This is a genomic window from Streptomyces pratensis (genome assembly GCF_037137275.1).
GTDB classification, from domain to species: domain Bacteria; phylum Actinomycetota; class Actinomycetes; order Streptomycetales; family Streptomycetaceae; genus Streptomyces; species Streptomyces pratensis_B.
Genome location: NZ_JBBBEN010000083.1, coordinates 61,811 through 86,086, shown reverse-complemented (window position 1 = coordinate 86,086; position 24,276 = coordinate 61,811). Strand labels below are relative to the sequence as shown.

Sequence of the window (24,276 nt, the reverse complement as noted above, 5' to 3'; positions counted from 1 at the left end):
CTCAGCCAATGGACGGATGGCGTCTTTCGATGGAGCCGAAGCGGGCAGACGTACGTCCATTCCCTGACGTCCGAGGACGAACGACGGAGGTGGCAGCACCATGGCCGGTTTCCGGGGCCTTGCGAGACAGGTCCGCGATCCGCTGGGAGATCTGGCCCTGCGACGGCACTCCCTGCGCAAATGTCTGGAGATCTTCGCCCCGTACGGTCACCGGGCGACCTGGGACCATCTGTGCGCACGGCACGGAATCGATCCCGAGGACCGGGCGCCCGACCCGGAACGCCTGATGCGGGCGCTGGACGAACTGGAGGAGGCGCGGGCGGTCTGGCTCGCGTACGAGGCGGGGTTCGCCGAGCGGCGGCGGCGCGAGAAGCACGCGGGGCTGCGGCGGCCCGGCGCGTTCGACGACTGGCACCGCCGCACATGGGGCGGCCACGGGGTGGCTCGCTGCGTCGACCCCGGGGTCCATCCCACCGAGCCGCTCGCCGAGGTGCTGCGCCGCCTCATCGCCGCCCTCGGGTCCGGACCGGGCGCGGCCTGCCCGGTCTGCGGGGGCGTCGGCATCGAGTGGCGGCGGGAGCCGGCGGCGGGCCCGGTGTGCACGGGGTGCGGCATCACGGTGCCCCGGCCCGCCCTGACGGACCGGGCCCTGGCCCGCGCCCGGCCGCCGCGGTTCGCCAGGCCCACCGCGGCGGCGGCGTGAGACACCGCGCGTCCGCGCCGGTCCCTGGCCGCGCCGCCCCGGGCAAGCGGCCGCGGCACGGACGCGCGGATCGTCCTACGGGCGCCGCCCGCGCTCCGGCATCAGCCGGGAGCCGGTGATCCGCTCGCCGGAGATGTCGTCCGGGTTGGAGAGCACACAGGTCTCCAGTGACAGGCAGCCGCACCCGATGCAGTCGGTGAGGTGGTCGCGCAGCCGGTGCAGCTGCGTGATCCGCTCGTCCAGCTCCTTGCGCCAGGCCTCGGAGAGGCGGGCCCAGTCCTCGTGGTTCGGCGTCCGCCCCTCCGGCAGTTGCGCCAGCGCGTCCCGGATCGTGGCCAGCGGGATGCCGACGCGCTGAGCCGCCCGCACGAAGGCGACCCGGCGCAGCGCGTCGCGCGAGTAGCGGCGCTGGTTGCCACCGGTGCGGCGGCTGCTGATCAGGCCCTTGGACTCGTAGAAGTGCAGGGCCGAGACCGCGGCTCCGCTGCGCGCCGCGAGCTGGCCGACCGAGAGTTCGTGGAGTGTCTGCGGGATCTGTGGCACTCGCAAAACCCTACTGCTCCGGCTCGGAGCCCGGTCGGCATCATCGAAAACCCATCCGGACGACGGCCGTATTTCCGACGGCGGTGTCGTTGACAGGAGCGCAGGGCACCAGGATGCTGAGCAAGCGCTTAGACATCGCGCCGGAAGGGTGCGGCGAGCCGGAAGGCAGGGACCGGGAACATGGCAGAGCCGAAGATCTTCACATCCGCGCAGGAGCTGCGGGACGGAGTGGGCGAGCAGCTGGGGCACAGCGACTGGCTGGAGGTCGACCAGAAGCGGATCGACCTGTTCGCCGAGGCGACCGGCGACCACCAGTGGATTCACGTGGACCCGCGACGCGCCGAGGACGGCCCCTTCGGCACGACCATCGCGCACGGCTATCTGACGCTCTCCCTGCTGCCCGTTCTGGTGCCGCAGGTGCTGCGGGTCGAGGGCACGAAGATGGGCATCAACTACGGTGCCAACAAGGTGCGTTTCCCCTCGCCCGTCCCGGTGGGCTCCCGGCTGCGGGCCACGGCGGTGCTCCGGGACGTCGAGGAGGTGGGCGGCGGGGTGCAGGTCACCGCCGTCGTGACGGTCGAGCGCGAGGGCGGCGAGAAGCCGGCCTGCGTCGCGGAGTCGGTGTCCCGCTACTACTTCTGAGCCGCACCGCCGGACCGCCGCCGACGGGCGGGGCCGCGCGTCCGGTCCCGCCCACGGGCCGCGACCCCGCGCACGAGCCGCCGCCCCGTCCCGCCTGGGCCCGGCGGGGCGGGGCGGCGGGCTACCGCGGGCCGGCAGACCCGTCGGCGCGGACCTTGACCATCCGCTGGACGAGGTCGGCGTAGAGATCGCCGACCTCGTCGGGCGTACGGCTGCCCTGGGCGTCGAACCAGCGGGCCACGTCGATGCACAGGGACAGCACCGCGAGCGTGGTGCCGGCGACGTCGGGGACGTCGAACTCCCCGTTGCGCACCCCCTCGCCGATGATCCGGCGCACCACCGCGTCGCTCCGGCGGCGCAGGGCGACGATCTCCGTGCGGTGCTCGTCCCCGAGGGCGCCGAGCTCGTACTGCACGACCCGCGCCGTGGTGTGGCGCTCCGCGTGCCAGCGGACGAAGGAGCGGACGGCTCCGGCCAGCCGTTCGGCGGCCGTGCCGTCCCGGTCGGCCTCGGCCTCAAGGACGTGCAGCGCCCGCTCGTGGCCGATCTTGCTGATCCGGTGGAGCAGCTCTTCCTTGGTCTTGTAATGGATGTAGAGGGCGGCCGGGCTCATCCCGGCCCGGCCGGCGATGTCGCGGGTGGTGGTCGCGTGGTAGCCGCGCTCGGCGAAGGCGTCCACCGCGGCGACGAGGAGCCTCCGGGCCGCCTCGGGCGTGACCTCGCCCCACGGCCCGTCCTCGCCGCTCGTGTCGTCCGCCGTACTCATCGCCCAGGGCCCCTCTCCATCAGCAGGACGAACACCATACCCCGACCCTGAGCAAGCGCTTAGGGCGCGGTGCGCGGGAGCGTACGGCATCGAGCGGCGCCCGGGAGCGCTCAGAGCTTCTGGAAGGGGTCGTGCTCCGCGAGGATCTTCTCCAGCCGGGCCTGGTCCACCCGGCTGACGAGCTGCCCCGCCTCCTGCCGGTCCCTGACCACCTTGGCGAGCGTGAAGCAGGAGGTGACCAGGTAGAGCACGCCGATGGCGAGGAAGCCGCGGACCCAGGCGTCGGCGTCGAGGGAGTAGACACCGAGGGCGACCGCGCCCATGGCCACCCCGAAGGACGCGACGGCCTGCCCGTAGAAGGCACCGGTGTTCTGCTGCTTGACCGCTGTCGTCTCACTCATGGGCCCCAGCATCCGGCGTGACGAGGGGCGCCGCATCCGCGCCCGTACTCAACGCCGTACTCAGGCGTGCGTTCGAGCGCGGGGCCGGTGGTCAGAAGGCGGAGACGCCGGTCAGCGCGCGGCCGATGATGAGCTTCTGGATCTGGCTGGTGCCTTCGTAGAGCGTCATGACGCGGGCGTCCCGGAGCAGCTTGCCGACCGGGTACTCGTCGATGTATCCGTACCCGCCGAAGACCTGGAGGGCGTTGTTGGCGCAACGGACGGCGGCTTCGGAGGCGTAGAGCTTCGCCTTCGACGCGGCGGTGGCGAACTCCTGCCCCCGGTCGACGAGGTCGGCGACCCGCCAGGTGAGCAGCCGGGCGGCGTCGACGTCCACGGCGATGTCGCTGAGCAGCTCCTGGACGAGCTGGTGGCGGGCGATGGGCTTGCCGAACTGCTCGCGCTCGCCGGCATAGCGGACGGCGGCGTCCAGGGCGGCCTGCGCGATGCCGACACAGCCCGCCGCGACCGACATCCGCCCCTTGGTCAGGGCGGACATGGCGACGGAGAAGCCCTTGCCCTCGGGGCCGAGGAGGGCGCGGGCCGGTACGCGGACGCCGTCGAGGACCAGCTCGGCGGTGGCCTGGCCGCGCAGCCCCAGCTTGCCGTGGACGGGGCGCCGGGTGAGGCCGGGGGCGTCGGCGGGGACGAGGAAGGCGGAGACGCCCCGGTGGCCCGGCTCCTCGCCGGTCCGGGCGAAGAGCAGCACCACGTCGGCCCAGGTGCCGTTGGTGATGAACATCTTGGTGCCGTCGATGACGTAGTCATCGCCGTCGCGGACGGCCCTGGTGGTGAGGTTGCCCGCGTCGGACCCGGTGCCGGGCTCGGTGAGGCCGAAGCAGCCGATCGCCTCGCCCGCCGTCAGCCGGGGCAGCCACTGCCGCTTCTGCTCCTCCGTGCCCCAGGAGGCGATGGTCTTGGCGACCAGACCGAGCGACACGGAGACGATGCCCCGCACCGAGGAGTCCCCGCGTCCCAGCTCCTCCGTGACCAGGCAGTAGGCGAGGTGATCGCCGCCGGAGCCGCCGTACTCCTCGGGGACGGTCAGGCCGAGGAAGCCCAGATCGCCCAGCTTCTTCACGATCGACCGGTCGACGTCCTCCGCCCGGTCCCACGCGACGACGTGCGGCGCGACCTCACGGGCGACGAAGTCTGCGGCCAGCCGCCGGACCGCCTCCTGCTCCTGGCTGAGCTCCAGGTCCATCGTGCGCCACCTCGCTTAATTAGCACTGCTAGTTTCTGATCGGCAGGGCCTACTATGAGCCGCATGGCCCGACCGCGCAAGCCCCTCCTCAGCAGAGAGCTCATCGTCGAGGCCGCGAGCGCACTCGTGGACTCCGAAGGGCTCGACGCCGTCTCCACGCGTCGGCTGGCGGCCGTCCTGGGGGTCAGCGGCCCCTCGCTCTACAACCACTTCCGCAACAAGGAGGAGATCCTCGACGCGGTCGCCGACGCGGTCTCCGTACAGGTCGACCTGTCGATGTTCGACGCCACGGACCCGCGGGACTGGCGTGAGGCGCTGCATGACTGGGCGCTGTCCTACCGGGCGGCCCTCGCGGCGCATCCGCACATCGTCCCGGTCCTCGCCCGGGGGCCCGGCCGTCGCCCTGCGGGGCTGCGGGTGGCCGACGCGGTGTTCGGGGCGATGACCGACGCGGGCTGGCCGCCGGCCCAGGCCACCCGGATCGGGGCGTTGATGCGCTACTTCATCACCGGTTCGGCGCTGGGCTCCTTCGCCGGGGGCTTCGTCGACGACGAGAGCGCCTACGACCCCGCCGACTATCCCCACCTCGGCCAGGCCCATCTTCTGGCCGACCACCGCCGCCAGGTCGACGAGGGGGCTTTCGAGACGGGGCTGCGGGCCCTGCTGGACGGCCTCGCGCTCCAGTACGAGCAGCACGGGCGGCCGGAGGCCCCCGGCAATCCGGCGGCCCGGGCGGCCTCGCCGACGTTTCGGCGCGCGCCGAAACGTTCCTGACGCACCCTGGAACCATGGACCGTCCCCCGCGCTCCTCGGCCCGCCCGGCCCGGCCGCTGCCGCACGACGCGGCCACCCCGCGACTCGCCGCGCTGGCGGCCCTCCTCGCCGATCCGACCCGCGCCTCGTTCTGCCTGGCCCTGCTCGACGGGCGGGCCTGGACCGCCGGCGAGCTGGCCCGGTACGCCTCGGTGGCGCCGTCCACCGCCAGCGAGCACCTGGGGCGCTGATCGCGGGCGGGCTGCTCTCCGAGGAGCGGCAGGGCAGGCACCGCTACGTCCGGCTGGCCGACGAGCGGATCGCCCACCTGGTGGAGGATCTCGCCTCCCACGCGGTGCCCGGCGCGGCAGAACGGCTGCGCTCCCTGCGGGCGGCGAGCGTCGGCGGTGCGCTCGCCCGGGGACGCACCTGCTACGACCATCTCGCCGGACGGCTCGGCATCCGGATCACCGAGGCGATGACCGGCCGGGGGCTGCTGCGGCAGGACACGGGGTTCGCGCTGACCGACGCGGGGCTGGACTGGTTCGGCGTGCTCGGCGTCCGGCTGGACCGGTCCGCGCGGCGGCCCCTGGCGCGGGGCTGCCTGGACTGGACGGAGCGGCGGCCGCACCTCGCGGGGGCCGCGGGCGCGGCGCTGTGCACGCATGTGCTGGAGCAGGGCTGGTGCGAGCGGTTCGGGTCGGGGCGGGCGGTGCGGGCGACCCCGAAGGGGCTGCGAACCCTGTCGGAGCTGCTGGACATCGACCCGGCCTCCTTCGAGACGGCCCCCCAAGGCGTGACGGCGCGCCGGCCGCCTGCGCGCCCCGGCCGCCTGCGCGTCTTGACATCCCGGTGCCCCGGCTTCCCGGCGCCTCTGCTTCCCGGGCTTCCCGACTTCCCGACTTCCCGACGATTGACGGTCCCCGACAATTCGGTGGGGACCGAAGCGTCACGGTTCTACGGTCGTGGCCATGACGACGACCTCGACCCCCACGACGCACCCGACGCATCCACCGGCCCCTGTGCCCGCCCCTGGTTGGCGCGCCCCGGCCGCCGCCTGCACCACCGTCGTGCTGTGGGCCTCGGCCTTCGTCTCCATCCGCAGCGCGGGGGAGGCCTACTCCCCCGGCGCACTGGCCCTCGGGCGACTGCTGGCGGGCTCCCTCGTGCTCGGGGCGATCCTGCTCGTACGCCGCGAGGGGCTGCCCGGCAGGGGGGCCTGGCCGGGGATCATCGCCTCGGGGCTGCTGTGGTTCGGGCTGTACATGGTGGTCCTGAACTGGGGCGAGCAGGAGGTGGACGCGGGCACGGCGGCGATGCTGGTGAACACCGGGCCGATCCTGATCGCCCTGCTGGGCGCCCGGATGCTGGGCGAGGGGCTGCCGCGCCGGCTCCTGCTGGGGATGGGCGTCTCGTTCGCGGGCGCGGTGGTGGTCGGCGTCGCGATGTCCGGGGACGGCGGCTCCTCGATGCTGGGCGTGGCGCTCTGCCTGTTGGCCGCGGTGGCGTACGCGGCGGGCGTGGTGAGCCAGAAGCCGGCCCTGGCGCACGGGTCCTCGCTCCAGATCAACGCCTTCGGCTGCCTGATCGGAGCCGCCGCCTGCCTGCCGTTCACCGGGGCGCTGGTCTCCGAGGCGGCCGCCGCGCCGCTGTCCGCCACGCTGAACATGGTCTACCTGGGCGTCTTCCCGACCGCGCTGGCCTTCACGACCTGGGGCTACGCGCTGGCCCGTACCACCGCGGGCCGCATGGGGGCGACCACGTACGCGGTCCCCGCGCTCGTCGTGGCGATGGCGTGGGTCCTGCTGGACGAGGCGCCCACCCTGCTCGGTGTGGCCGGCGGGGCGCTCTGCCTGGCCGGGGTGGCCGTCTCCCGGAGCCGCCGAGAGGCCGGGGCCCCGCGCGGGGGCCCGGCCCGGCCGGAGCGCAACGGCTAGGGAGGCGCCCGTCGCGGCCCCGACGCCCCTCCCGGGCAGGTTCCGCCCCGTCGCGGTACCGGGCCGCTTCCTGGGATCACCGCGGCCAGGGCCGCACACGCCCCGCCGGCACGCCGCCCCGGCACTGCGCGGACGGCAGAGGCCCGGCGTGCTCGGCCCCGGCGCCGCCTCAGCCTCGGGGGGCGTTGCTTTCGCCCTCCGCGGCGTCCTCCTCACAGAGGAGCGCGTGGACGCGTTGCAGTACGTCGAGATGGGCGCGGTTGTGGAACTCGAGCAGCGCCTGCACGACGACCGACTCCGCGACCGCCGTCTCCCGGTGCGAGGACAACCCGAGATCGGCGAGACACGGGTGGTCCCGCTGCTGTCTGCGGACCTCGGGCGCCATGCGCTCCGCCAGTTGCTGCCGCACTTCGTCCGGGGCGTCCTCGTCGAGTGCTGCGAACTCCTCGTCGATGTCCCCGCGAGGTTCTGAGAGCTGTTTTCGGAGGGCGGCCCTCGCCCCGGGTGTGAGGATGCTGGAGTAGGCCAGCAGCAGGGACCGCTGGGTCTCGGGCAGGTCGTCGGCGAGCGTTCTGAAGTCCGGGGGCATATCGAGCGCGGCCCGGTTCGCCCCTCAGGCCCCGGACCACCGCCGGTGCGGCCCGGCGTCGTCCGGGACGGAGCCGACCACGGGGCGCCCGTGCCGGCGGCGCCGCTCGCCCAGTGCCCGGAAGATCGCTCTCAGGAGCGACGCCGGGCCGCTATGCGCGGGTAGGAAGCGTTCGACGTCGTCCGCGTCGTTCGGCGAGGCCGCTTGAGCGGCCGTCGCGCCGAGGTGGGGCGGCTGTGGGCCTTCGCCGAACCGGTCGTCGCGCTCGCCCCGTGCGGCGGAGTGCCAGCCCTTGAGGCAATACGCCATTTGCCTACAAGGCATAGGTTGAGTCATGGTGGGCGTAGGCACATGGAGAGTAGGTGATGGTTGTGGTTCGAGCAGGACTCAGCCCGGAGCGGCTGACGCTCGCCGGTGCGGAACTCGCCGACGAGGGCGGTTTCGACCAGGTGACCCTGTCCGCGCTCGCCCGGCGTTTCGACGTGAAGCCGGCGAGCTTGTACGCGCATGTGCGGAACTCCCACGACCTCAGGACCCGGATCGCGCTGTTCGCGCTGGAGGAACTGGCCGACCGGGTCGCCGACGCCGTGGCCGGGCGCGCCGGCAAGGACGCCCTGACGGCCTTCGCGAACGCCTACCGGGACTACGCCCGGGCGCACCCCGGCCGGTACGAGGCAGCGCGGTACCGGCTCGACGCGCAGACCGCCGCGGCCAGCGCCGGCGTCCGGCACGCGCAGATGACCCGGGCGATCCTGCGCGGCTACGAGCTGGCTGAGCCGGACCAGACGCACGCGGTCCGCATGCTGGGCAGCGTCTTCCACGGCTACGCCTCCCTGGAGGCAGCGGGTGGCTTCGACCACACCGACGTCGCCGCGCAGGAGTCCTGGGCCTGGACCCTGGACTGCCTCGACACCGCATTGCGGAGCCGGTCCGCCCCCTGACCGGTCACGCCCCCGCGACGGCGCCTCTCCACCGACCCGGCACCCGACCCACCCCGGAACGAAAAGACCTGAGGCGATGAGCACCGAACAGAACCTGGTCACCACCCCGATCACCGCCGACTTCCTGCGCGGCCACCTCGACGTGGAAGAGACTGCCCACGGTCTGCTGCCCCACCGGCTGCCCGCCTGGGCGCGTCGCCAGATCCCCGACGACCTGCTGGCCGTGGCCGAGGCCCAGCCCTCCGGCGTCCGGGTGGCCTTCCGTACGGGCGCCACCTCCGTCCGCCTGGACACCCTGCCGACCAAACGCGCCTACCGGGGTTTCCCGCCCCCGCCGGACGGCGTCTACGACCTCCTGGTCGACGGACGTCTCACCGCCCAGGCCACTGTGGACGGCGGGAACCTGCGCACCATCACCGACATGCAGACCCAGACCGCGGAATTCACCCCGGGCCCCGTCGGCACCGCCCACTTCACCGGCCTCCCCGCCGGCGAGAAGGACATCGAGATCTGGCTTCCGCACACGGAGATCACCGAGGTCGTCGCCCTGCGCACCGACGCCCCCGTCGAGCCGGCCCCGAAGAGCGGGCGGCGGGTGTGGCTGCACCACGGCAGCTCCATCAGCCACGGCTCCAACGCCGTCTTCCCCAGCACCATCTGGCCCGCGCTGGCCGCCTCCGCGGGCGATGTGGAGCTGATCAACCTGGGATTCGGCGGCAGCGCACTGGTCGACCCGTTCACCGCCCGCACGATGCGCGACACCCGCGCAGACCTGATCAGCCTCAAGCTCGGCATCAACGTCGTCAACAGCGACGCCATGCGCCTGCGCGCCTTCGTCCCCGCCGTCCACGGCTTCCTCGACACCATCCGCGAGGGCCACCCCACGACCCCCTTGCTCCTGGTCTCCCCCCTCCTGTGTCCGACCCACGAGAACACCCCCGGGCCTCTCATGCCGGACCTCTCCGGAGGAGCCCTGAAGTTCAGGGCCACCGGTGATCCGGCCGAGACCGCCGCCGGACGGCTGACGCTCACGATCGTCCGCGACGCCCTGGCCGACATCGTCAAGCAGCGGTCGGCCGAGGACCCCAACCTCCACTACCTCGACGGGCTCGACCTCTACGGCGAGAGCGACCACGACGAGTCCCCCCTGCCGGACGCGCTCCACCCCGGCCCCGAAGGACACCGCCGCATCGGCGAGAACTTCGCCGAGCTGGTCTTCGCCCACGACGGGCCCTTCGCCGTCACGACCGGCTGACCCGGACCCCCGTAGCCGGCGGGGAGGGCGCGAGCAGGCTCCCCCGTACCGCACCGCCGCGTAGGCGAAGCAGGACTCCGAACTCGCCACACCATCCGGGGGCTCCCCCTCCTCGTCACCGTCCTGTGGCGCGTTCCGGATCACGGAAGGGCCACCGGGGGCTCCCCGGCCGTGGACGGGGATCACTCACCGTCCGTGATCCGTTTTCGGCACCGGTCTAGAACACCACCAGCGCGCGGCCGCCCTTGCCCGCGATCATGTTGTCGAAGGCGGCGGGGATGCCGTCCAGGCCGATGTGCTCGGTGACCATCATCGACAGGTCGAAGCGGCCCGCGCGGATGTGGTCGGCCAGATCGGGCAGGTCGCGGGCCGGGTCGCTGTTGCCGTAGACGCAGCCCGTCAGGGACCGGCCCCAGTGGAAGATCTCCAGGGCGTTGAAGGTGACTTCCTGGTCCTTGCCGCCGATCCCGAGGACCGTGGCGCGCCCGCCGCGCCGGGTGGACTCCCAGGCGGCCCGGATGGTCGCGGGGCGGCCGACGCACTCCACGGCGACGTCCGCGCCCCGGCCGCCGGTCAGCTTGCGGATCTCGCGCGGGGTGGTGGCGGAGGCGACCACGTAGTCGGTCGCCCCGGCCCTGCGGGCCAGCTCCTCCTTGGCCGGGGAGACGTCGACGGCGATGATCCGGGACGCGCCCGCGATCCGGGCGGCCTGGAGCACGGCCAGGCCGACGCCGCCGATCCCGAAGACGACGACGGTCTCGCCCTCGCGGACCTTCGCGCTGTGGTGGATCGCCCCGTAGCCGGTCAGCACCGCGCAGCCGAGGAGGGCGGCGTCGGTGAGCGGGACGCCCTCGGGTGCGGGCAGCACGCAGTTGGCGGCGACGACGGTCTCCTCCGCGAAGGCCGCGACGTTCAGGCCGGGGTGGAGGTCGGCGCCGTCCGCCGTCCGGGCGTGGAGGTTGGCCATCCCCTTCAGGGCGTCCACGCAGAGCCACACCTCGCCGATCCCGCAGTGGTAGCAGACACCGCAGGAGGGGGCCCAGTTGAGGACCACGCCGTCGCCGGGGGCCAGATGCGTGACGCCCTCCCCGACCGACAGGACCGTGCCGGCGCCCTCGTGGCCGAGGACGGCGGGCACCGGGACGCGCATGGTGCCGTTGGACAGGGACAGGTCGGAGTGGCAGACCCCGGCGGCGGCGAGCGAGACGCGCACCTGGCCGGGGCCGGGCTCCGGCAGGACGATGTCGGTGATCTCCAGCGGAGCTCCGACGGCGGGCAGTACGACGGCGCGGACCACGAACAGGCTCCTCGGTGAGGGACGTCTGGGACGGTTGCGGGTTTCAGAACTGGAGCGACTTGGTCTGGAGGTACTCCGCCAGACCGTGCGGCCCCAGCTCGCGCCCGACCCCCGACTGCTTGTAACCCCCGAACGGGGCCAGGGGGTTGAACCGCCCGCCGTTGATGTCGACCTGACCGGTGTCCATCCGGCGGGCGAAGGCCACCGCCTCCTCGTCGTCGGCGGCCCACACGGCGCCGGCGAGCCCGTACACGGTGTCGTTGGCGATCCGCAGGGCGTCGTCCACGTCCTCGTACCGCAGGATCGAGACCACCGGGCCGAAGATCTCCTCGCGGGCGATCGTCATCTCCGTGGTGACGTCGGCGAATACGGTCGGGCTGACGTAGTAGCCGGTCTCCAGGGGCGCGTCCGGGCCGCCCGCGATCAGCCGGGCGCCCTCCTCCATGCCCTGCTGGATGTATCCGCGCACCCGGGCCTGCTGCCTGGCGTTGACGAGCGGGCCGACCCGCTCGCCGGGCACGTACTTCGTGACGGCGTTCGCCGCGAGCTCCACGGCCTCGTCGTACCGCTCGGCGTCCACCAGCATCCGGGTCCAGGCACTGCACGTCTGGCCGGAGTTGGTCATCACGTTGGCGATGCCGACGTTGACCGCCTTGGCGAGGTCCGCGCCGGGCAGGATCACGTTGGCGGACTTGCCGCCCAGCTCCAGGGCGACACGCTTGACGGCGGCCCCGGCGGTCGCGCCGATCTGCCGGCCCACGGCGGTGGAGCCGGTGAACGAGACCAGATCGATGTCCTCGTGGGCGGCGAGCGCCTGTCCCGCGACCGGCCCGAGGCCGGTGACGAGGTTGAAGACGCCGGGCGGCAGACCGGCCGCCTCGGTGGCTTCCGCGAAGAGCTGGGCGGTGAGCGGGGTGTCCTCCGCGGGCTTGAGGACGACGGTGCAGCCCGCCGCGAGCGCGGGGGCGACCTTGGCGACGATCTGGTGGAGCGGGTAGTTCCAGGGGGTGATCGCGCCGACCACGCCGATCGGTTCCAGCAGCACGGTGGAGTTGCCGATCCGCTCCTCGAAGGCGTGACCGGCGGCCAGTTCGGCGTAGGAGGCGGCCACCAGCACGGGCACGCCCGCGTGGACCGTCTGCGACAGCGGCAGCGGTGAGCCCAGCTCTGCCGTGATGGTCTCGGCCATCACGTCCTTGCGGGCGGCCAGCGCGTCGGCCAGCGCGGTGAGCCGGGCCGCGCGCTCCGCGGGCGGGGTCGCGGCCCAGGCGGGGAAGGCGGCGCGCGCGGCCCGCACCGCCGCGTCGACGTCCTCGGCCGTCCCCGCCGGCACATGGGCGATGACCTGCTCGTCGGCCGGGTTCACGACCGCGATCGTGTCCTGGCCGACGGCGGGCCGCCACGCGCCGTCGATGTACATCTGGTCATGGGCCTTCATGGCTGTTTCCTCCCGGACGTGCTGTGCGGAGTGCCGGAGCCGTGCGGCGCGGAGCACACGTCGCACCCGACCAAACTAGCGCCGTTAGTTTTCCGACGCCAGGGACCCTGCGGAGACGCGGGTCACGCCGGGGCCGGGCCGGAGGCGGAGCGGTGACGGGGCCGGGCTCACGGCGGAGCGCCGCCGGGGCCGGGGGCGGCCCGGTGCGCGGCGGCGCCGGACGGCACCGAAGAGGGCACCGCCGGGCGAGCGCGACGAGCGGGGCCGGCACCGCCCGCCCGGCGGCCCCGAGCAGCACCGCCGCGACCGTGGCGGCCGACGGGGCGACGGCGAGCCCGGCGTCGCACCAGTACGGCCTCGGCGGAGCACGGGCCGGTCAGCACGGTGCCACGGGAGCGGGGGTCACGGACACGGGAACGGCGTTGAGCACGGCGGTCCCGGACAGCGGGTCCAGGAGCGAGCCGTCGAGCAGCTGGTTCACGTTCGCCCCGGGCCGGGCGGCGGCCACCGACAGCCGGGCGCCGGGGCGGCTGTGGCCCCATCCGTGCGGCAGGCTCACCACCCCGCTGCGCACCGAGTCGGTGATCTCTGCGGGGGCCTCGATCCCACCGCCCGACGACTCGATCCGGGCGAGGGCCCCGTCCACGAGCCCGAGACGGGCCGCGTCGTCGGGGTGGATCTGGAGCGTGCAGACGTTGGAGCCGCCGGCGAGCGAGCCGACGTTGTGCATCCAGCTGTTGTTGGAGCGCAGATGGCGACGGCCGACGAGGACGAGCGGGGCGGGCCGGCCGCCCAGCGCCCGTCGCAGGCGCGGCAGATCGGCGGCGATCGGTCCCGGCAGCAGTTCGATGCGGCCGGAGCGGGTGCGCAGGATCTCCGGGACGCGGGGCTTCAGCGGGCCGAGGTCGATGCCGTGGGGGTGGGCCAGGAGCTGCTCCAGCGTCAGCCCGTACGGGCCGAGGCGCAGCATCAGGTCCAACCGCCGTTCGGGGCCGTTCGCGCCGGTGAGCTCGGCGGCCCGCTCCTTCGGAGCCCCGGCCCGGGTGAGCGCGGCGTCGATGGCCCGGTCGTCGACGGCGGAGGGCGGCGCGCCGTGCTTGCCGCTCACGGCGAGGACGAGGCGGGCGTGGATCTCGCTCTCGTCCATCCGCCCGTCCTCCAGCGGGACGGCGGCGCGGGTGTAGCGGACCTGGTTGTGCACGGCGAAGGTGTTCAGCGCGAAGTCGAAGTGGGCGCTCTGCGAGGGCGGCGGTGGAGGCAGGACGACGTCGGCGTGCCGGGAGGTCTCGTTGAGGTACGGGTCGACGCTGACCATGAAGTCGAGCCCGTCGGCGAGGGCCGCGTCCAGGCGGTCGCCGTCGGGCGCGGAGAGCACGGGGTTGGCCGCGATGACCACCAGGGCGCGGATGCGGCCCTCGCCGGGGGTGTCGATCTCCTCGGCAAGGGCCGCGGTGGGCAGTTCGCCCTTGGCCTCGGGGTGCCCGGAGACCCGGCTCGACCAGCGGCCGAGGGCGAAGCCCTTGCCCGGGCCGGCGGGGCGTGGGGCGCGCGCGGTGGCGGAGAGCGGGAACAGTGCGCCGCCGGGCCGGTCGAGATTGCCGGTGAGGATGTTGAGGACGTCCACCAGCCAGCTGGCGAGGGTTCCGTGCTCGACGGTGCAGCTGCCGATGCGCCCGTAGACGGCCGCGGTGGGGGCGGCGGCGAGTTCGCGGGCGATGGCGGTGATGGTGTCCGCGTCCACGTCGCAGGCGGCGGCGACGGCGTCCGGGGTGAAATCCGCCAGGGCGGCGGCGAGTTCGTCCGTTCCTTCCAGGTGTTCGGCGAGCGGACCGGGGTCGGCGAGCTTCTCCGCCAGGAGGGTCCGCGCGAGCGCGGCCAGCAGAAGCGCGTCCGCGCCGGGCCGGATCGCGACGTGCCGGTCGGCGAGGCGCGCGGTGCGGGTGCGGCGCGGGTCGATGACGGTGAGGGTGCCGCCACGCCGGCGCAGGGCCCTGAGCCGTCCGGGGAAGTCGGGGGCGGTGCAGAGGCTGCCGTTGGACTCCAGCGGGTTGGCGCCGATCAGGAGGAGGTGGTCGGTGCGGTCGAGGTCCGGTACGGGGATGGCGTGCGCGTCGCCGAAGAGCAGGCCGCTGGAGACGTGCTTGGGCATCTGGTCCAGGGTGCTCGCGGTGAACACGTTGCGGGTGCCCAGGGCGGCGAGCAACAGGGGCGGGTAGAGGGCCCCCGCCATGGTGTGCACGTTGGGGTTTCCGAGGACCACGCCGACGGCACTCGGCCCGTGGGTCGTCACCAGGTCCGGTATCCGTGCGGCGATCAGGTCGAACGCCTCGCTCCAGGCGGCCTCGCGCAGCTTTCCGTCGCCGCCGCGTACCAGGGGGACGCGCAGCCGGTCGGGGTCGGCGTCGAGCCCTCCGAAAGAAGCTCCCTTGGGGCAGATGAAGCCCCGGCTGAAGATGTCGTCGCGGTCGCCGCGCGCACCGGTGACGGCGGTCCCCTCGATGGTGAGGGTGAGGCCGCAGGTGGCCTCGCAGAGGGGGCAGATACGCGGTGCGGTACGGGATTCGTGGGACATGGGCCCTCCCCGGGGCGGCTGCGGTGACGGCACGCGGACGTGGGCCGGGTGTGGGAGCCCGGCCGGGCCGAGCATACCGACCGGTACGCATGGTGGGGAGGGCGTCGAGCGGAGGAGAAGAGGGACGGACCTTCGACCAGGGGCGACGCGGAAGACCGGCCGCGCAGACGACCGTCCGCACGGAAAGCCGGCGACGCGGAAAGCCGGCGACGCGGAAGACGGCCGGACATCGGACGAGGCCCGCGAGGCCCGGCAGGGGCCGGCCCCGCGGCGGGGAGGGGCGCCGTCGCTCAGTCGAGCGTCTGGGCGAGGTAGGAGCTGACCAGGAGGCGGGTCTCTGCGACGATGGCCGCGTCCCCCGACGCTTCCGCGCGGAAGGCCAGCTGGAGCAGCGCGTCGGCGGCCTCGACGCTCACCAGGATCGCCCGGGACAGCGCCTCGTCGGGCCGGCCGCCGAGGTGGTCGGCGAGCAGTGCGGCGAGCCGGTCCGCCAGTCGCCGGTTGGCGTCGTCGGCCGCGCCGTCGGCGGGCGAGGGCGGCCCGAAGTCGACGAGCGCGAAGCCGGGGACGCTCCGCTTCATCGCCAGGTACTCGTCGAGCATCGCGTCGACGGCGGCACGCCAGTCGGCGGCGGGGAGGTCCGCGAGCCGGTCGGCGATGCGGTCGGCGTAGGTGTCGAGGTTGCGCAGCGCGAGGGCGTCGACGAGCGCGCGCTTGTTGGGGAAGAACCGGTAGACGGAGCCGATGGGCACGTGGGCGCGCTGGGCGACGGCCCGGGTGGTGAGCTGCTCGTAGCCGGTCTCGTCGAGGAGGGCGGCGCAGGAGTCGAGTATGCGGGCCAGGCGGTCGGCGCTGCGCTGCTGCACGGGGGCGCGACGGAGGTTCGGGGGGAGATGGGGCACGGGCCCCATGATGCCGTGCCCCCTCCGTCCGGTGAACGACAGCGCCGCCGCCCGGCTCCGCGCCCCTGTCCCCCGGACACGCCACGGATGGCGCGATGTATGCCGTTGACGTGCCCCGCTCCTATTCCTACGGTGGTGCATAGGATTTGCCGTCCGGCGAATCCGAGGGTTTTCTTGGGGACCGGGAGTTGCGGGATGAGCGCGATCGACCAGGCGAGGAAGACGGCCGAGGGGCTGACGTATTCCTCCGGCTTCGGCAACGAGCACAGCTCCGAGGCGGTGCCCGGGGCGCTGCCGCACGGCCGCAACTCCCCCCAGCGCGCCCCGCTCGGGCTGTACGCGGAGCAGTTGAGCGGCTCCGCCTTCACCGAGCCGCGCGCCGGCAACCGCCGCTCCTGGCTCTACCGCATCCGCCCGTCCGCCGCCCACCCCGTCTTCGCGCGGACCGGCAACGGCGCCCTGCGCTCGGCGCCCTTCACCGAGTCCGTGCCCGACCCGAACCGGCTCCGGTGGAACCCCCTGCCCGACCCCGCGCCCGGCACCGACTTCCTGAGCGGGCTGTGGACGCTGGGCGGGAACGGGGACGCCGCCCGGCGCAGCGGCATGGCGGTGCACCTGTACCACGCCGACTCCTCGATGACGGACCGCGTCTTCAGCGACTCCGACGGCGAGCTGCTGATCGTCCCGGAGCGCGGCGGACTGCTGCTGCGCACCGAACTGGGCCTGCTGCGGGCGGAGCCGGGCCACGTCGCGCTGATCCCGCGCGGCGTCCGCTTCCGGGTGGAGCTGCTGGAGGAGACCGCGCGCGGTTACGTCTGCGAGAACTACGGCCGCCCCTTCGCGCTCCCCGACCTCGGCCCGATCGGCGCCAACGGCCTGGCGAACGCCCGGGACTTCCTCGCCCCCGTCGCCGCGTACGAGGACCACGAGGGCCCGGTGGAGGTGGTCAACAAGTTCTGCGGGAACCTCTGGTCGGCGACGTACGACCACTCGCCGCTCGACGTGGTCGCCTGGCACGGGAACCACACCCCGTACGTCTACGACCTGCGCCGGTTCAACGTGATCGGCACCATCAGCTACGACCACCCCGACCCCTCGATCTTCACGGTCCTGACCTCGCCGTCCGACACGCCCGGGCTGGCCTCGGTGGACTTCGTCGTCTTCGCCCCGCGCTGGCTGGTCGGCGAGGACACCTTCCGCCCGCCCTACTTCCACCGGAACGTGATGAGCGAGTACATGGGCCTGATCGAGGGGGCCTACGACGCCAAGGCGGACGGCTTCGTCCCCGGCGGCGGCTCCCTGCACAACATGATGTCGGCGCACGGCCCGGACCGGGAGACCTTCGAGCGGGCGAGCGCGGCCGAGCTGGAACCGCAGAAGATCGACGACGGCCTGGCCTTCATGTTCGAGACCCGCTGGCCGGTCACGGCGACCGCGCAGGCGGCCTCCGCCGGCCATCTGCAGCGCGGCTACGACGAGGTGTGGCAGGGTCTGAGCCGCCACTTCCGACCGTAGAAGGCGAAGGGGCCCGAAGCGACGGGACGGGGACGAGGACGTGAAGAAGAGCCATCGGACGGCCGGGGCGGACGCCCGGACGGACACCGGTGAGGACCCGGTGCGCCACCCGCCCGCCTTCGCCCCCGACTCCCTCGTCCTGAACCGGAAGCTGCCGCTCTGGTACCAGGTCTCGCAGTCGCTCCGGGCCTCCATACTGGGCCGCCCGCAGGACGCCTCCGCCCGCCTGCCCACCGAGGAGCAGCTCGCCGCGCACTACGGCGTCAGCGTGCTCACGATGCGCCAGGCGCTCAAGGAGCTGGAGACGGAGGGGCTGATCAGCCGGCACCGGCGGCGCGGCACGTTCATCGAGCCGCGCGCCCGGCGGGTGTCGCCGGTGCGGCTGCTGGGCTCGGTCGACGCGATCGTCGCCCAGCAGTCCGGCGAGGCCACGACCGTCCTCGGCCACGGCCCGGCGCCGGTGCCGGGCGATCTCGCCGAGTTCTTCCCCGACTGCGCCGAGGTCACCAGCTACCGGCGGCTGCGCCGGGACGGCGGGAGCGGCGAGCCCACCAACTGGGCGGAGAACGCGGTGCGTCCGGAGATCGCCGCCCGGATCGACGTCGCCGATCTCGAACGCTGGCCGATGACCAAGGTCCTGCGGGACGTCGTCGGGGTGCGGATCTCCCGGATCACCGACACGGTGGAGGCCCGGCTCGCCGACCCCGTCACCGCCGAGCTGCTCCGGGTCCCGCTGCTCAGCCCGATCCTGCACTACACGGGCGTGACCTACGACGACGAGGGGCGCGTCGTGGACGTGGCCCGCATCCGCTACCGGGGCGACCGGTTCTCGTTCTCCGTGACGGTGGAGGCCCACTGACCCCGCCCCGGGGGCGTTACCCGCGCCGTTACGATGCCCGGGAGTCACTGCGGACAGGGGAGGACGGCTCGGTGGCAGGCCACAGGCCGGCGGCGGCCGGGGCGGGCGAGGGCGCGGGAGCCCTGCCGCTGGAGGAGCTGATGCCCTGGTCCGTGCGGCCGCTGAGAACCGGCCGTTCCTGGGTGACCGGGCCCGATCCGGACGCGCTGCGGGCCCGCTGGGAGCGGCTGGCCGCCGCAGGACCCGCAGAGCAGGAGCGGCTGTTCGGCCCCACCCGTGCCCGTACGCCTCGTACGTCGGTCGCCGCGCTGCCCGGCCGGTCCGCCGGGACGGGCCGCTTCGCCCGGACGCCGGGCCGCTGCCCCGACCCCGTGAGGATTCTGCACGGCCCTTTCGACCAGCAGTGGCTGCTCCCCGACCACCGGCTGATCGACGCGGCCCGCCCGGAGCTGTGGCGGGTGGCCGACGGGCGGCAGCTCTTCGCGGTCGAGCACGGCTCCGCGCCCGGGGACCGCGGGCCCGCCCTGTCCGTGACCGCGCTGCTGCCCGACGGGCACTGCCCCGCCGGGCGGCCGGGGCGGATCAGGCCGCTCTACCGCAGGCCCGGTGGCGGGGAACCCAATCTGGCGCCGGGGCTGGCCGCCTTCCTGCACGGGCGGCTCCGCGGCCGGGCGGAGGCAGGCGCGTTCACCCCGGAGGCGGTGCTGGCCTGGGCGGTGGCCGTCGCCGGGCCCGCCCCCGCCGGCCGTCCCGTGCCCCTGCCGGTGGAGGCGGAGGTGTGGTCGGCGGGGGTGGAGCTCGGCCGGGAGCTGATCCGGGTCCAGTCGCGCGGGGCGTGGGGCGGGGAGCGCCCCCGGTTGCCGGGCGGGCGCAGGCCGTATGTGCGGGCGACCCTGCCGGCCCGGCCCGCGGGGCTCGTCTACGACGCCGGGCAGGAGGCGCTGCTCATCGGTGAGGGCCGGATCTCCCCGGTGTCCGCGGGCGCCTGGGAGTTCACGGTGGGCGGCGTGCGGGTGCTGGAGCTCTGGTTCGGGCTCCGGGCCGCGGCGGTGGCGGGCAGGGGCCCGGACGGTGCGGAGGCACAGGGGCTGGCGGCGCTCGGCACGCGCGGCTGGCCACGGGAGTGGACCTCGGAGCTCCTGGAACTGATCACCGTCCTGGCGCTCCTGGACGAGACGGCGGGGCGGCGCGAGGAGCTGCGGGCCTGGTTGGAGCGGGCGCCCCTGGTCTCCCGCGCCGAGCTGCGGGCGGCCGGGGTGCTGCCGGTACCGGACTCCGCCCGGCGTCCGGCCTCGGTCCTCGGCCACCAGGAGGAGGGCCCAGAGGGGCAGTTCGCCCTGCTATGAGCGGTGGGGCCGCCCCGCTCCGGGAGCCCCGGGGCTCGCCCGGTTCGCGGGCGCGGTGGCGCCGGGGCCCGGTGAGCGGCGCTCTCCGTACGGGCTCGGGGTGGCGAAAGCCGTGTGCAGCGGGTATGCACGGGGACCATGGACACTCAGCCACTCCCCCTCGACGGCGTCACCGTGGTGGCCGTCGAACAGGCCGTCGCCGCTCCGTTCGCCACGCGGCAGCTCGCCGACCTCGGAGCCAGGGTCATCAAGGTGGAGCGCCCGGACGGCGGCGACTTCGCCCGCGGCTACGACACGGCGGCCCGCGGGCTGGCCTCGCACTTCGTCTGGTGCAACCGCGGCAAGGAGTCGCTCGCGGTCGACCTCAAGGACCCGCGCGGCCTGGCCGTGGTGCGCGAACTCGTCGCCGGGGCCGATGTGTTCGTACAGAACCTGGCCCAGGGGGCGGCGGCCCGGCTCGGTCTCGACGCCGCGACGCTCTGCGCCGCGCACCCTCGGCTGGTGGCCGTCGACGTCTCCGGTTACGGGGTGGGCGGACCGTACGCGCACAAGCGGGCCTACGACATGCTCGTGCAGTGCGAGGCAGGCCTGGTGTCGGTGACCGGCACCGCCGGCCGGCCTGTGAAGGCGGGCATCCCCGCGGCCGACATCGCGGCGGCCATGTACGCGTTCTCCGGGGTGCTCGCGGCCTTGCTGCGGCGGGCGACGACGGGACGGGGCGGGCCGGTGGAGGTCTCCCTGCTGGACGCGCTGACCGAGTGGATGGGTCACCCGCTGCACCACGGGATGCACGGGGCTGAGCCTTTGGCCCGCACGGGGCTGGCCCACGCGGTGATCGCCCCGTACGACGCCTTCCCGACGGCGGACGGCGAACAGGTCCTCCTCTCCGTGCAGAACGACCGGGAGTGGCGACGGCTCGCGGAACAGGTGCTGGGACGACCCGAGTTGGCCGAGGACCCGGACTTCGCCACGAACGCGGCGCGCACCGCGAACCGCGAGCGGACCGACGAGGCGGTGGGCCGGGCGCTGGCGGGCCTGACGGGAGACGAGGCGCTGGAGAGGCTCGAAGCGGCGGGCGTCGCCTGCGCCCGGCTGAACACGGTGGCCGATGTGGCGGCGCATCCGCAGCTCGCGGCACGGGACCGGTGGCGGGACGTGGCGTCCCCGGTGGGGCCGCTGCGGGCGCTGCTGCCGCCCATCACCCTGCCGGGGAGCGAGGGCGCACGGATGGGCGCCGTACCGGCGCTGGGCGAACACACCGATGCGCTGCTACGGGCCCTGGGGATGACGGACGAACAGGCATCGGTGCTGCGCCGGGACGGGGTGGTCGCCTGAGCCGTCCCGAGAGGGGGCCGGTTCGAAACGCGGTGGCGTGCGGTGGGTCAGTGGCGGCCACCGAAGAGCGAACGCCGCAGCCGCCGCAGCGGGGCGAAGAGCGACACTCGCGCGCCCCTGCTCCGGCCGGCGTGCGCCGCGTCCCGCGAGATCAGCTCACGCATCAGCGACGTCGCCTCCGCCGACTCGCGCTGCGGGACGACGGGGCCGCCGAGCACCGCGAGGTGGCGGTCGAGGCGCGTGCTGGTCGCACCGCTCCCGCATGTGATGGCAGGGACACGCGCCCTGCTCCGCACCGTTATCTGTTCCATGTCACTCCCCACCCGTACGAGGGCACCCGGTCCGGGCAGGTTAACCCTATCGCCCCGTGGTGACACCTGTGCATCCCGGTCACGGGATCGCGCACACACATACGGGGGTTGACGGTCTGTTACCGAAATATTCCGGCCGCAAGGCGGCTTGGGGCCGTTCGACTGGTTTGCCCGTCGCCCCCGCGCGGGAGGCCTCCATGGGCGAGGCTCCCGCGCGGGGGCGACGGGCCGCGTGAACGCGCCGGTCAGGCCGCGGACCTGAAGACGGGGAGGTAGCCGCCCGACTGTCCGGCGGCGGTGGGGTGGTAGGACTCACCGATGTTGAGCCAGTTCACGCTGTGCAGCCAGGCGTTGCCCGAGCAGATCTCGTGCCCGGAGAAGGTCTGCCTGACGTCGCCGAAGGTGAAGCCGTGGTCCGCGGCGCGCTTGGCGGTGGCCGCGTTCAGATGGTCGGACGCGCCGTTGATGGCGGAGCGCTCCTTCTCGCTGAGTCCGGCCAGGCAGCTGCCGCTGAGCTGGTAGAAGCGGGGGTAGCCGAGGACGACGACGCGGGCGGAGGGGGCCTTGGCGCGGATCGCCCCGTACACGGAGTCCAGACGGCCTGGCAGGGTCGAGTCGACGTAGGAGCGGGCGGTGGCGATGCGGCTGAGGCAGGTGGCCTCGGACTGCAGGACGCAGGTCGTCATGACGTCGGCGAAGCCCGCGTCGTTGCCGCCGACGGAGATCGAGACGAGATCGGTCGAGGTGGTCAGGCGACCAAGCTGACTGCCCGTCACATCGTTGGTCCGAGCACCGGAGCAGGCGGCGAAGTGGAACGAGGACGGGGAGTTGGCGGCGGCCCAGAGGGCGGGGTAGGCGCGGCTGCTGCGCTTGCAGCTGGAGCCGTCGTAGCCGCCGGCGCCGACCCCGGAGGAGTAGGAGTCACCGAGGGCGACGTAGTCGACGGCCGCTGCGGACGAGTCGGCGGTCGCGACCCCCGCGCCGGTGAGGGCGAGGGCGGCGCCGAGCAGGAGAGAGGACGAGAACGCCACGAGTCTGGACATTTTCATGGGACCTCCTTGAGCAGGGGGATCTGCCTACTCCGTGGTAGCAGTCACCGCGCCCCGCCGGAAGTGTTCATGCCAAAAATTGCCGCCGAGTGCTCCCGCCCGCCCCCGGCTGTTCAACCCCCGCACTCCGGGGCGCGGCTGGTGTCCCGTCAGGTCCGACGGGTCTCCTGGCGGCCGGGCGAGGGCACGGGGAAACCGCGTGCACGCCGTGCCCCCGTGCCGGATCATGGACGGCATGTCTGCCACCACTCCCGAATCCGCTCTGCCGATCCGGCTCAACGTCGACGACAGCGATTCACCGTCCGATGTCGTCGACGCGCTCTTCCTCGGCCGCTTCGCGACGGGCGAGGAGCCCTATTCGTTCAGCTCGTCCCTCGACCGGGTCAAGGCCGGAGCGCCGCTGCTGCCGTCGCACGCGAAGGTGTTGCGGGTGGCCCGCGACGACGACCGCAGCGCCACCCTCGCCGAGGGCGACGGCTGGACGCTGCTCGCCTCCCGGTGGAACCGCGGCGCGGACGTCACCGTCACCGCCACCAGCGCGGAGCTGGCGGAGCAGATCCTCGGCGAGGCCACCGCCGGCGCGCAGGACGAGCCGGAGCCCCAGCCCGACAACGTGACCATGGGTTTCTGGTACGTCTCACCGCGCCGCGGCCCGTACCGCACGACCCGTCGGATCACCGCCGGCACCTGGGACGAGGTGCGCCCCAACTACACCGCTCCGGTGGCCGACGCCATGGACCGGCTGATGAAGGTGACCCCGGACGACATCGCGGGCCGTCTGCTCCTGCTGCACGGCCCGCCGGGCACCGGCAAGACCTCCGCCCTGCGCACCCTGGCCCGTTCCTGGCGCGACTGGTGCCAGGTCGACTGCGTACTGGATCCCGAGCGGCTGTTCAACGACGTCGGCTACCTGATGGACATCGCGATCGGCGAGGACGACGGCACGGCGAACGGCCGGTGGCGGCTGCTGCTCCTGGAGGACTGCGACGAACTGATCCGCGGCGAGGCCAGGCACACGGCGGGCCAGGCCCTGTCCCGGCTGCTGAACCTCACGGACGGGCTGCTCGGCCAGGGCCGCAACGTACTGGTGGGCGTCACCACCAACGAGGACCTGGAACGCCTGCACCCCGCGGTCGTCAGGCCCGGCCGCTGCCTGGCCAGAATCGAGGTCGGCCCGCTGAGCCGCCAGGAGTCGGCGGCCTGGCTGGGCACGGAGGAAGGGGTGGGCCGGGAGGGCAACTCGCTCGCCGAGCTGTACGCGCTGCGCCGGGGCTTCGGCCCCGCGTCGGTGCCGCGGCAGGACGCCGGGGCCGACTCCGGGCTCTACCTGTGACCCGCTGGAACGCGGCTCGGCCCGCGCGCCCCGCGCGCAGCGGCCCGCCCCCTCACCTGTCGTACGCGGCCCGCACGGCGTCCCGGGCCAGCGCCAGGGCCTGCTCCCGGGAGAGCCCGAGCCGCTCCGCGGTCTCGGCGTACCGCTGGGCGGCGGCCGCGGCCCGCTGCTCTGCGGCTCCCCCGGCGGCCGCGACGAAGGTCCCGTTGCGCCCGCGCGTCTCGATCACCCCGTCGGCCTCCAGAGCCCGGTAGGCCTTGGCCACGGTGTTGGCCGCGAGGCCCAGCTCCTCGGCGAAGCCGCGTACGGTCGGGAGCCGGTGGCCGACGGGCAGGGCACCGGACCGGGCCAGTTCGGAGAGCTGGGCGCGCAGTTGCTCATAGGGGGCGACGGCGGAGTCGGGGTCGAGGACGATCTTCTCAGTCACGGGCCCGATTGTCTCCCACGGGACGCGGCCACGGGCCGTCCTCCCCCACCGGGCACGGCCACGGGCCACTCCCCCCGGCGGAGAAAAAAGGGGAGGCGCTCGGGGCGCGGCTGCGCATA

The 24,276-nt window shown here is 74.0% G+C and carries 23 protein-coding genes and 1 pseudogene; 12 read left to right on the top strand and 12 right to left on the bottom strand.

Annotation, left to right across the window (positions count from 1 at the left end; genetic code table 11):
• Positions 1-100 precede the first annotated feature (100 nt).
• A complete protein-coding gene (locus V9U70_RS11295) occupies positions 101-703 on the top strand; it encodes a hypothetical protein (RefSeq protein WP_336674384.1) in 603 nt (200 codons plus the stop codon).
• A 75-nt stretch (positions 704-778) separates the two neighbouring features.
• On the opposite strand, the gene soxR is transcribed toward V9U70_RS11295, so the two are convergent.
• Positions 779-1,246 (bottom strand): redox-sensitive transcriptional activator SoxR, encoded by a 468-nt coding sequence (soxR, locus tag V9U70_RS11290; protein WP_336674383.1) that lies wholly within the window; start codon positions 1,244-1,246, stop codon positions 779-781.
• A gap of 180 nt (positions 1,247-1,426) precedes the next feature.
• Between soxR and V9U70_RS11285 the strand changes: the two genes are divergently transcribed.
• Positions 1,427-1,888 (top strand): MaoC family dehydratase, encoded by a 462-nt coding sequence (locus V9U70_RS11285; protein WP_336674382.1) that lies wholly within the window; start codon positions 1,427-1,429, stop codon positions 1,886-1,888.
• A 121-nt stretch (positions 1,889-2,009) separates the two neighbouring features.
• Here the strand turns inward: V9U70_RS11285 and V9U70_RS11280 are convergent, their stop codons facing one another.
• From V9U70_RS11280 to V9U70_RS11270, 3 genes are all read right to left on the bottom strand, one after another.
• Positions 2,010-2,654, bottom strand: a complete 645-nt coding sequence (locus V9U70_RS11280) for a TetR/AcrR family transcriptional regulator (protein ID WP_336674380.1) — start codon at positions 2,652-2,654, stop codon at positions 2,010-2,012.
• 110 nt (positions 2,655-2,764) lie between these two features.
• Complete coding sequence (locus V9U70_RS11275; protein ID WP_336674378.1) at positions 2,765-3,055, bottom strand: YiaA/YiaB family inner membrane protein; 291 nt, start codon at positions 3,053-3,055, stop codon at positions 2,765-2,767.
• A gap of 91 nt (positions 3,056-3,146) precedes the next feature.
• Entirely contained in the window at positions 3,147-4,298 is a 1,152-nt protein-coding gene (locus V9U70_RS11270) for an acyl-CoA dehydrogenase family protein (protein WP_336674376.1), read from the bottom strand.
• Between the two features lie 63 nt (positions 4,299-4,361).
• Between V9U70_RS11270 and V9U70_RS11265 the strand changes: the two genes are divergently transcribed.
• The 3 genes and pseudogenes from V9U70_RS11265 (at position 4,362) to V9U70_RS11255 (ending at position 6,988) form a co-directional block, all read left to right on the top strand.
• Entirely contained in the window at positions 4,362-5,072 is a 711-nt protein-coding gene (locus tag V9U70_RS11265; RefSeq protein WP_336674375.1) for a TetR/AcrR family transcriptional regulator, read from the top strand.
• A 14-nt stretch (positions 5,073-5,086) separates the two neighbouring features.
• A pseudogene (locus tag V9U70_RS11260) lies at positions 5,087-5,826 on the top strand (ArsR/SmtB family transcription factor); the annotation flags it as partial.
• Positions 5,827-6,022: 196 nt separating this feature from the next.
• On the top strand, positions 6,023-6,988 hold the full coding sequence (locus tag V9U70_RS11255) for a DMT family transporter (RefSeq protein ID WP_336674374.1): 966 nt from the start codon (positions 6,023-6,025) through the stop codon (positions 6,986-6,988).
• A 169-nt stretch (positions 6,989-7,157) separates the two neighbouring features.
• Here the strand turns inward: V9U70_RS11255 and V9U70_RS11250 are convergent, their stop codons facing one another.
• Complete coding sequence (locus V9U70_RS11250) at positions 7,158-7,577, bottom strand: hypothetical protein (RefSeq protein ID WP_336674373.1); 420 nt, start codon at positions 7,575-7,577, stop codon at positions 7,158-7,160.
• A gap of 371 nt (positions 7,578-7,948) precedes the next feature.
• Between V9U70_RS11250 and V9U70_RS11245 the strand changes: the two genes are divergently transcribed.
• Together V9U70_RS11245 and V9U70_RS11240 are read left to right on the top strand one after the other, a co-directional pair.
• Positions 7,949-8,518: a TetR/AcrR family transcriptional regulator gene (locus V9U70_RS11245; RefSeq protein ID WP_336674411.1), complete on the top strand. Its 570-nt coding sequence runs from the start codon at positions 7,949-7,951 to the stop codon at positions 8,516-8,518.
• Positions 8,519-8,594: 76 nt separating this feature from the next.
• Entirely contained in the window at positions 8,595-9,773 is a 1,179-nt protein-coding gene (locus V9U70_RS11240; RefSeq protein ID WP_336674372.1) for a GDSL-type esterase/lipase family protein, read from the top strand.
• A 217-nt stretch (positions 9,774-9,990) separates the two neighbouring features.
• Here V9U70_RS11240 and V9U70_RS11235 read toward each other — a convergent pair whose 3' ends face one another.
• From V9U70_RS11235 to V9U70_RS11220, 4 genes are all read right to left on the bottom strand, one after another.
• Positions 9,991-11,070, bottom strand: coding sequence for a Zn-dependent alcohol dehydrogenase (locus V9U70_RS11235; protein ID WP_336674371.1), 1,080 nt, complete (start codon positions 11,068-11,070; stop codon positions 9,991-9,993).
• Positions 11,071-11,113: 43 nt separating this feature from the next.
• Entirely contained in the window at positions 11,114-12,508 is a 1,395-nt protein-coding gene (locus V9U70_RS11230; protein WP_336674369.1) for an aldehyde dehydrogenase family protein, read from the bottom strand.
• A gap of 376 nt (positions 12,509-12,884) precedes the next feature.
• Entirely contained in the window at positions 12,885-15,080 is a 2,196-nt protein-coding gene (locus tag V9U70_RS11225; RefSeq protein ID WP_336674368.1) for a molybdopterin-dependent oxidoreductase, read from the bottom strand.
• Positions 15,081-15,370: 290 nt separating this feature from the next.
• Positions 15,371-15,991 (bottom strand): TetR/AcrR family transcriptional regulator, encoded by a 621-nt coding sequence (locus V9U70_RS11220; protein WP_336674367.1) that lies wholly within the window; start codon positions 15,989-15,991, stop codon positions 15,371-15,373.
• Positions 15,992-16,177: 186 nt separating this feature from the next.
• Between V9U70_RS11220 and hmgA the strand changes: the two genes are divergently transcribed.
• The 4 genes from hmgA (at position 16,178) to V9U70_RS11200 (ending at position 21,037) form a co-directional block, all read left to right on the top strand.
• On the top strand, positions 16,178-17,497 hold the full coding sequence (gene hmgA, locus V9U70_RS11215) for a homogentisate 1,2-dioxygenase (RefSeq protein ID WP_336674366.1): 1,320 nt from the start codon (positions 16,178-16,180) through the stop codon (positions 17,495-17,497).
• Positions 17,498-17,597: 100 nt separating this feature from the next.
• A complete protein-coding gene (locus V9U70_RS11210) occupies positions 17,598-18,356 on the top strand; it encodes a GntR family transcriptional regulator (RefSeq protein ID WP_336674409.1) in 759 nt (252 codons plus the stop codon).
• Positions 18,357-18,427: 71 nt separating this feature from the next.
• Positions 18,428-19,702 carry a type ISP restriction/modification enzyme gene (locus V9U70_RS11205; protein ID WP_336674365.1) on the top strand — a complete coding sequence of 425 codons (1,275 nt, stop codon included), beginning with the start codon at positions 18,428-18,430 and terminating at the stop codon, positions 19,700-19,702.
• A gap of 138 nt (positions 19,703-19,840) precedes the next feature.
• Positions 19,841-21,037 (top strand): CaiB/BaiF CoA transferase family protein, encoded by a 1,197-nt coding sequence (locus tag V9U70_RS11200; RefSeq protein WP_336674364.1) that lies wholly within the window; start codon positions 19,841-19,843, stop codon positions 21,035-21,037.
• Between the two features lie 47 nt (positions 21,038-21,084).
• Here V9U70_RS11200 and V9U70_RS11195 read toward each other — a convergent pair whose 3' ends face one another.
• Positions 21,085-21,348 (bottom strand): hypothetical protein, encoded by a 264-nt coding sequence (locus tag V9U70_RS11195; protein ID WP_336674363.1) that lies wholly within the window; start codon positions 21,346-21,348, stop codon positions 21,085-21,087.
• A 245-nt stretch (positions 21,349-21,593) separates the two neighbouring features.
• Complete coding sequence (locus tag V9U70_RS11190; protein ID WP_336674362.1) at positions 21,594-22,397, bottom strand: SGNH/GDSL hydrolase family protein; 804 nt, start codon at positions 22,395-22,397, stop codon at positions 21,594-21,596.
• A 235-nt stretch (positions 22,398-22,632) separates the two neighbouring features.
• On the opposite strand from V9U70_RS11190, the gene V9U70_RS11185 reads away from it, so the two are divergent.
• Positions 22,633-23,730, top strand: coding sequence for a DUF5925 domain-containing protein (locus V9U70_RS11185; RefSeq protein ID WP_336674361.1), 1,098 nt, complete (start codon positions 22,633-22,635; stop codon positions 23,728-23,730).
• Between the two features lie 52 nt (positions 23,731-23,782).
• Here V9U70_RS11185 and V9U70_RS11180 read toward each other — a convergent pair whose 3' ends face one another.
• Complete coding sequence (locus tag V9U70_RS11180) at positions 23,783-24,157, bottom strand: GntR family transcriptional regulator (RefSeq protein ID WP_336674360.1); 375 nt, start codon at positions 24,155-24,157, stop codon at positions 23,783-23,785.
• Positions 24,158-24,276: the final 119 nt, after the last annotated feature.

Excerpts from the sequence above, each read along its gene's own strand:
- V9U70_RS11200 (WP_336674364.1), top strand. The coding sequence starts at position 19,841 with ATGGACACTCAGCCACTCCCCCTCGACGGCGTCACCGTGGTGGCCGTC.
- V9U70_RS11250 (WP_336674373.1), bottom strand. The coding sequence starts at position 7,577 with ATGCCCCCGGACTTCAGAACGCTCGCCGACGACCTGCCCGAGACCCAG.
- V9U70_RS11195 (WP_336674363.1), bottom strand. The coding sequence starts at position 21,348 with ATGGAACAGATAACGGTGCGGAGCAGGGCGCGTGTCCCTGCCATCACA.
- V9U70_RS11255 (WP_336674374.1), top strand. The coding sequence starts at position 6,023 with ATGACGACGACCTCGACCCCCACGACGCACCCGACGCATCCACCGGCC.
- V9U70_RS11220 (WP_336674367.1), bottom strand. The coding sequence starts at position 15,991 with ATGGGGCCCGTGCCCCATCTCCCCCCGAACCTCCGTCGCGCCCCCGTG.
- V9U70_RS11185 (WP_336674361.1), top strand. The coding sequence starts at position 22,633 with ATGTCTGCCACCACTCCCGAATCCGCTCTGCCGATCCGGCTCAACGTC.
- V9U70_RS11285 (WP_336674382.1), top strand. The coding sequence starts at position 1,427 with ATGGCAGAGCCGAAGATCTTCACATCCGCGCAGGAGCTGCGGGACGGA.
- V9U70_RS11295 (WP_336674384.1), top strand. The coding sequence starts at position 101 with ATGGCCGGTTTCCGGGGCCTTGCGAGACAGGTCCGCGATCCGCTGGGA.
- V9U70_RS11240 (WP_336674372.1), top strand. The coding sequence starts at position 8,595 with ATGAGCACCGAACAGAACCTGGTCACCACCCCGATCACCGCCGACTTC.
- V9U70_RS11190 (WP_336674362.1), bottom strand. The coding sequence starts at position 22,397 with ATGAAAATGTCCAGACTCGTGGCGTTCTCGTCCTCTCTCCTGCTCGGC.
- V9U70_RS11265 (WP_336674375.1), top strand. The coding sequence starts at position 4,362 with ATGGCCCGACCGCGCAAGCCCCTCCTCAGCAGAGAGCTCATCGTCGAG.
- hmgA (WP_336674366.1), top strand. The coding sequence starts at position 16,178 with ATGAGCGCGATCGACCAGGCGAGGAAGACGGCCGAGGGGCTGACGTAT.
- V9U70_RS11280 (WP_336674380.1), bottom strand. The coding sequence starts at position 2,654 with ATGAGTACGGCGGACGACACGAGCGGCGAGGACGGGCCGTGGGGCGAG.
- V9U70_RS11230 (WP_336674369.1), bottom strand. The coding sequence starts at position 12,508 with ATGAAGGCCCATGACCAGATGTACATCGACGGCGCGTGGCGGCCCGCC.
- V9U70_RS11275 (WP_336674378.1), bottom strand. The coding sequence starts at position 3,055 with ATGAGTGAGACGACAGCGGTCAAGCAGCAGAACACCGGTGCCTTCTAC.
- V9U70_RS11270 (WP_336674376.1), bottom strand. The coding sequence starts at position 4,298 with ATGGACCTGGAGCTCAGCCAGGAGCAGGAGGCGGTCCGGCGGCTGGCC.
- V9U70_RS11225 (WP_336674368.1), bottom strand. The coding sequence starts at position 15,080 with ATGTCCCACGAATCCCGTACCGCACCGCGTATCTGCCCCCTCTGCGAG.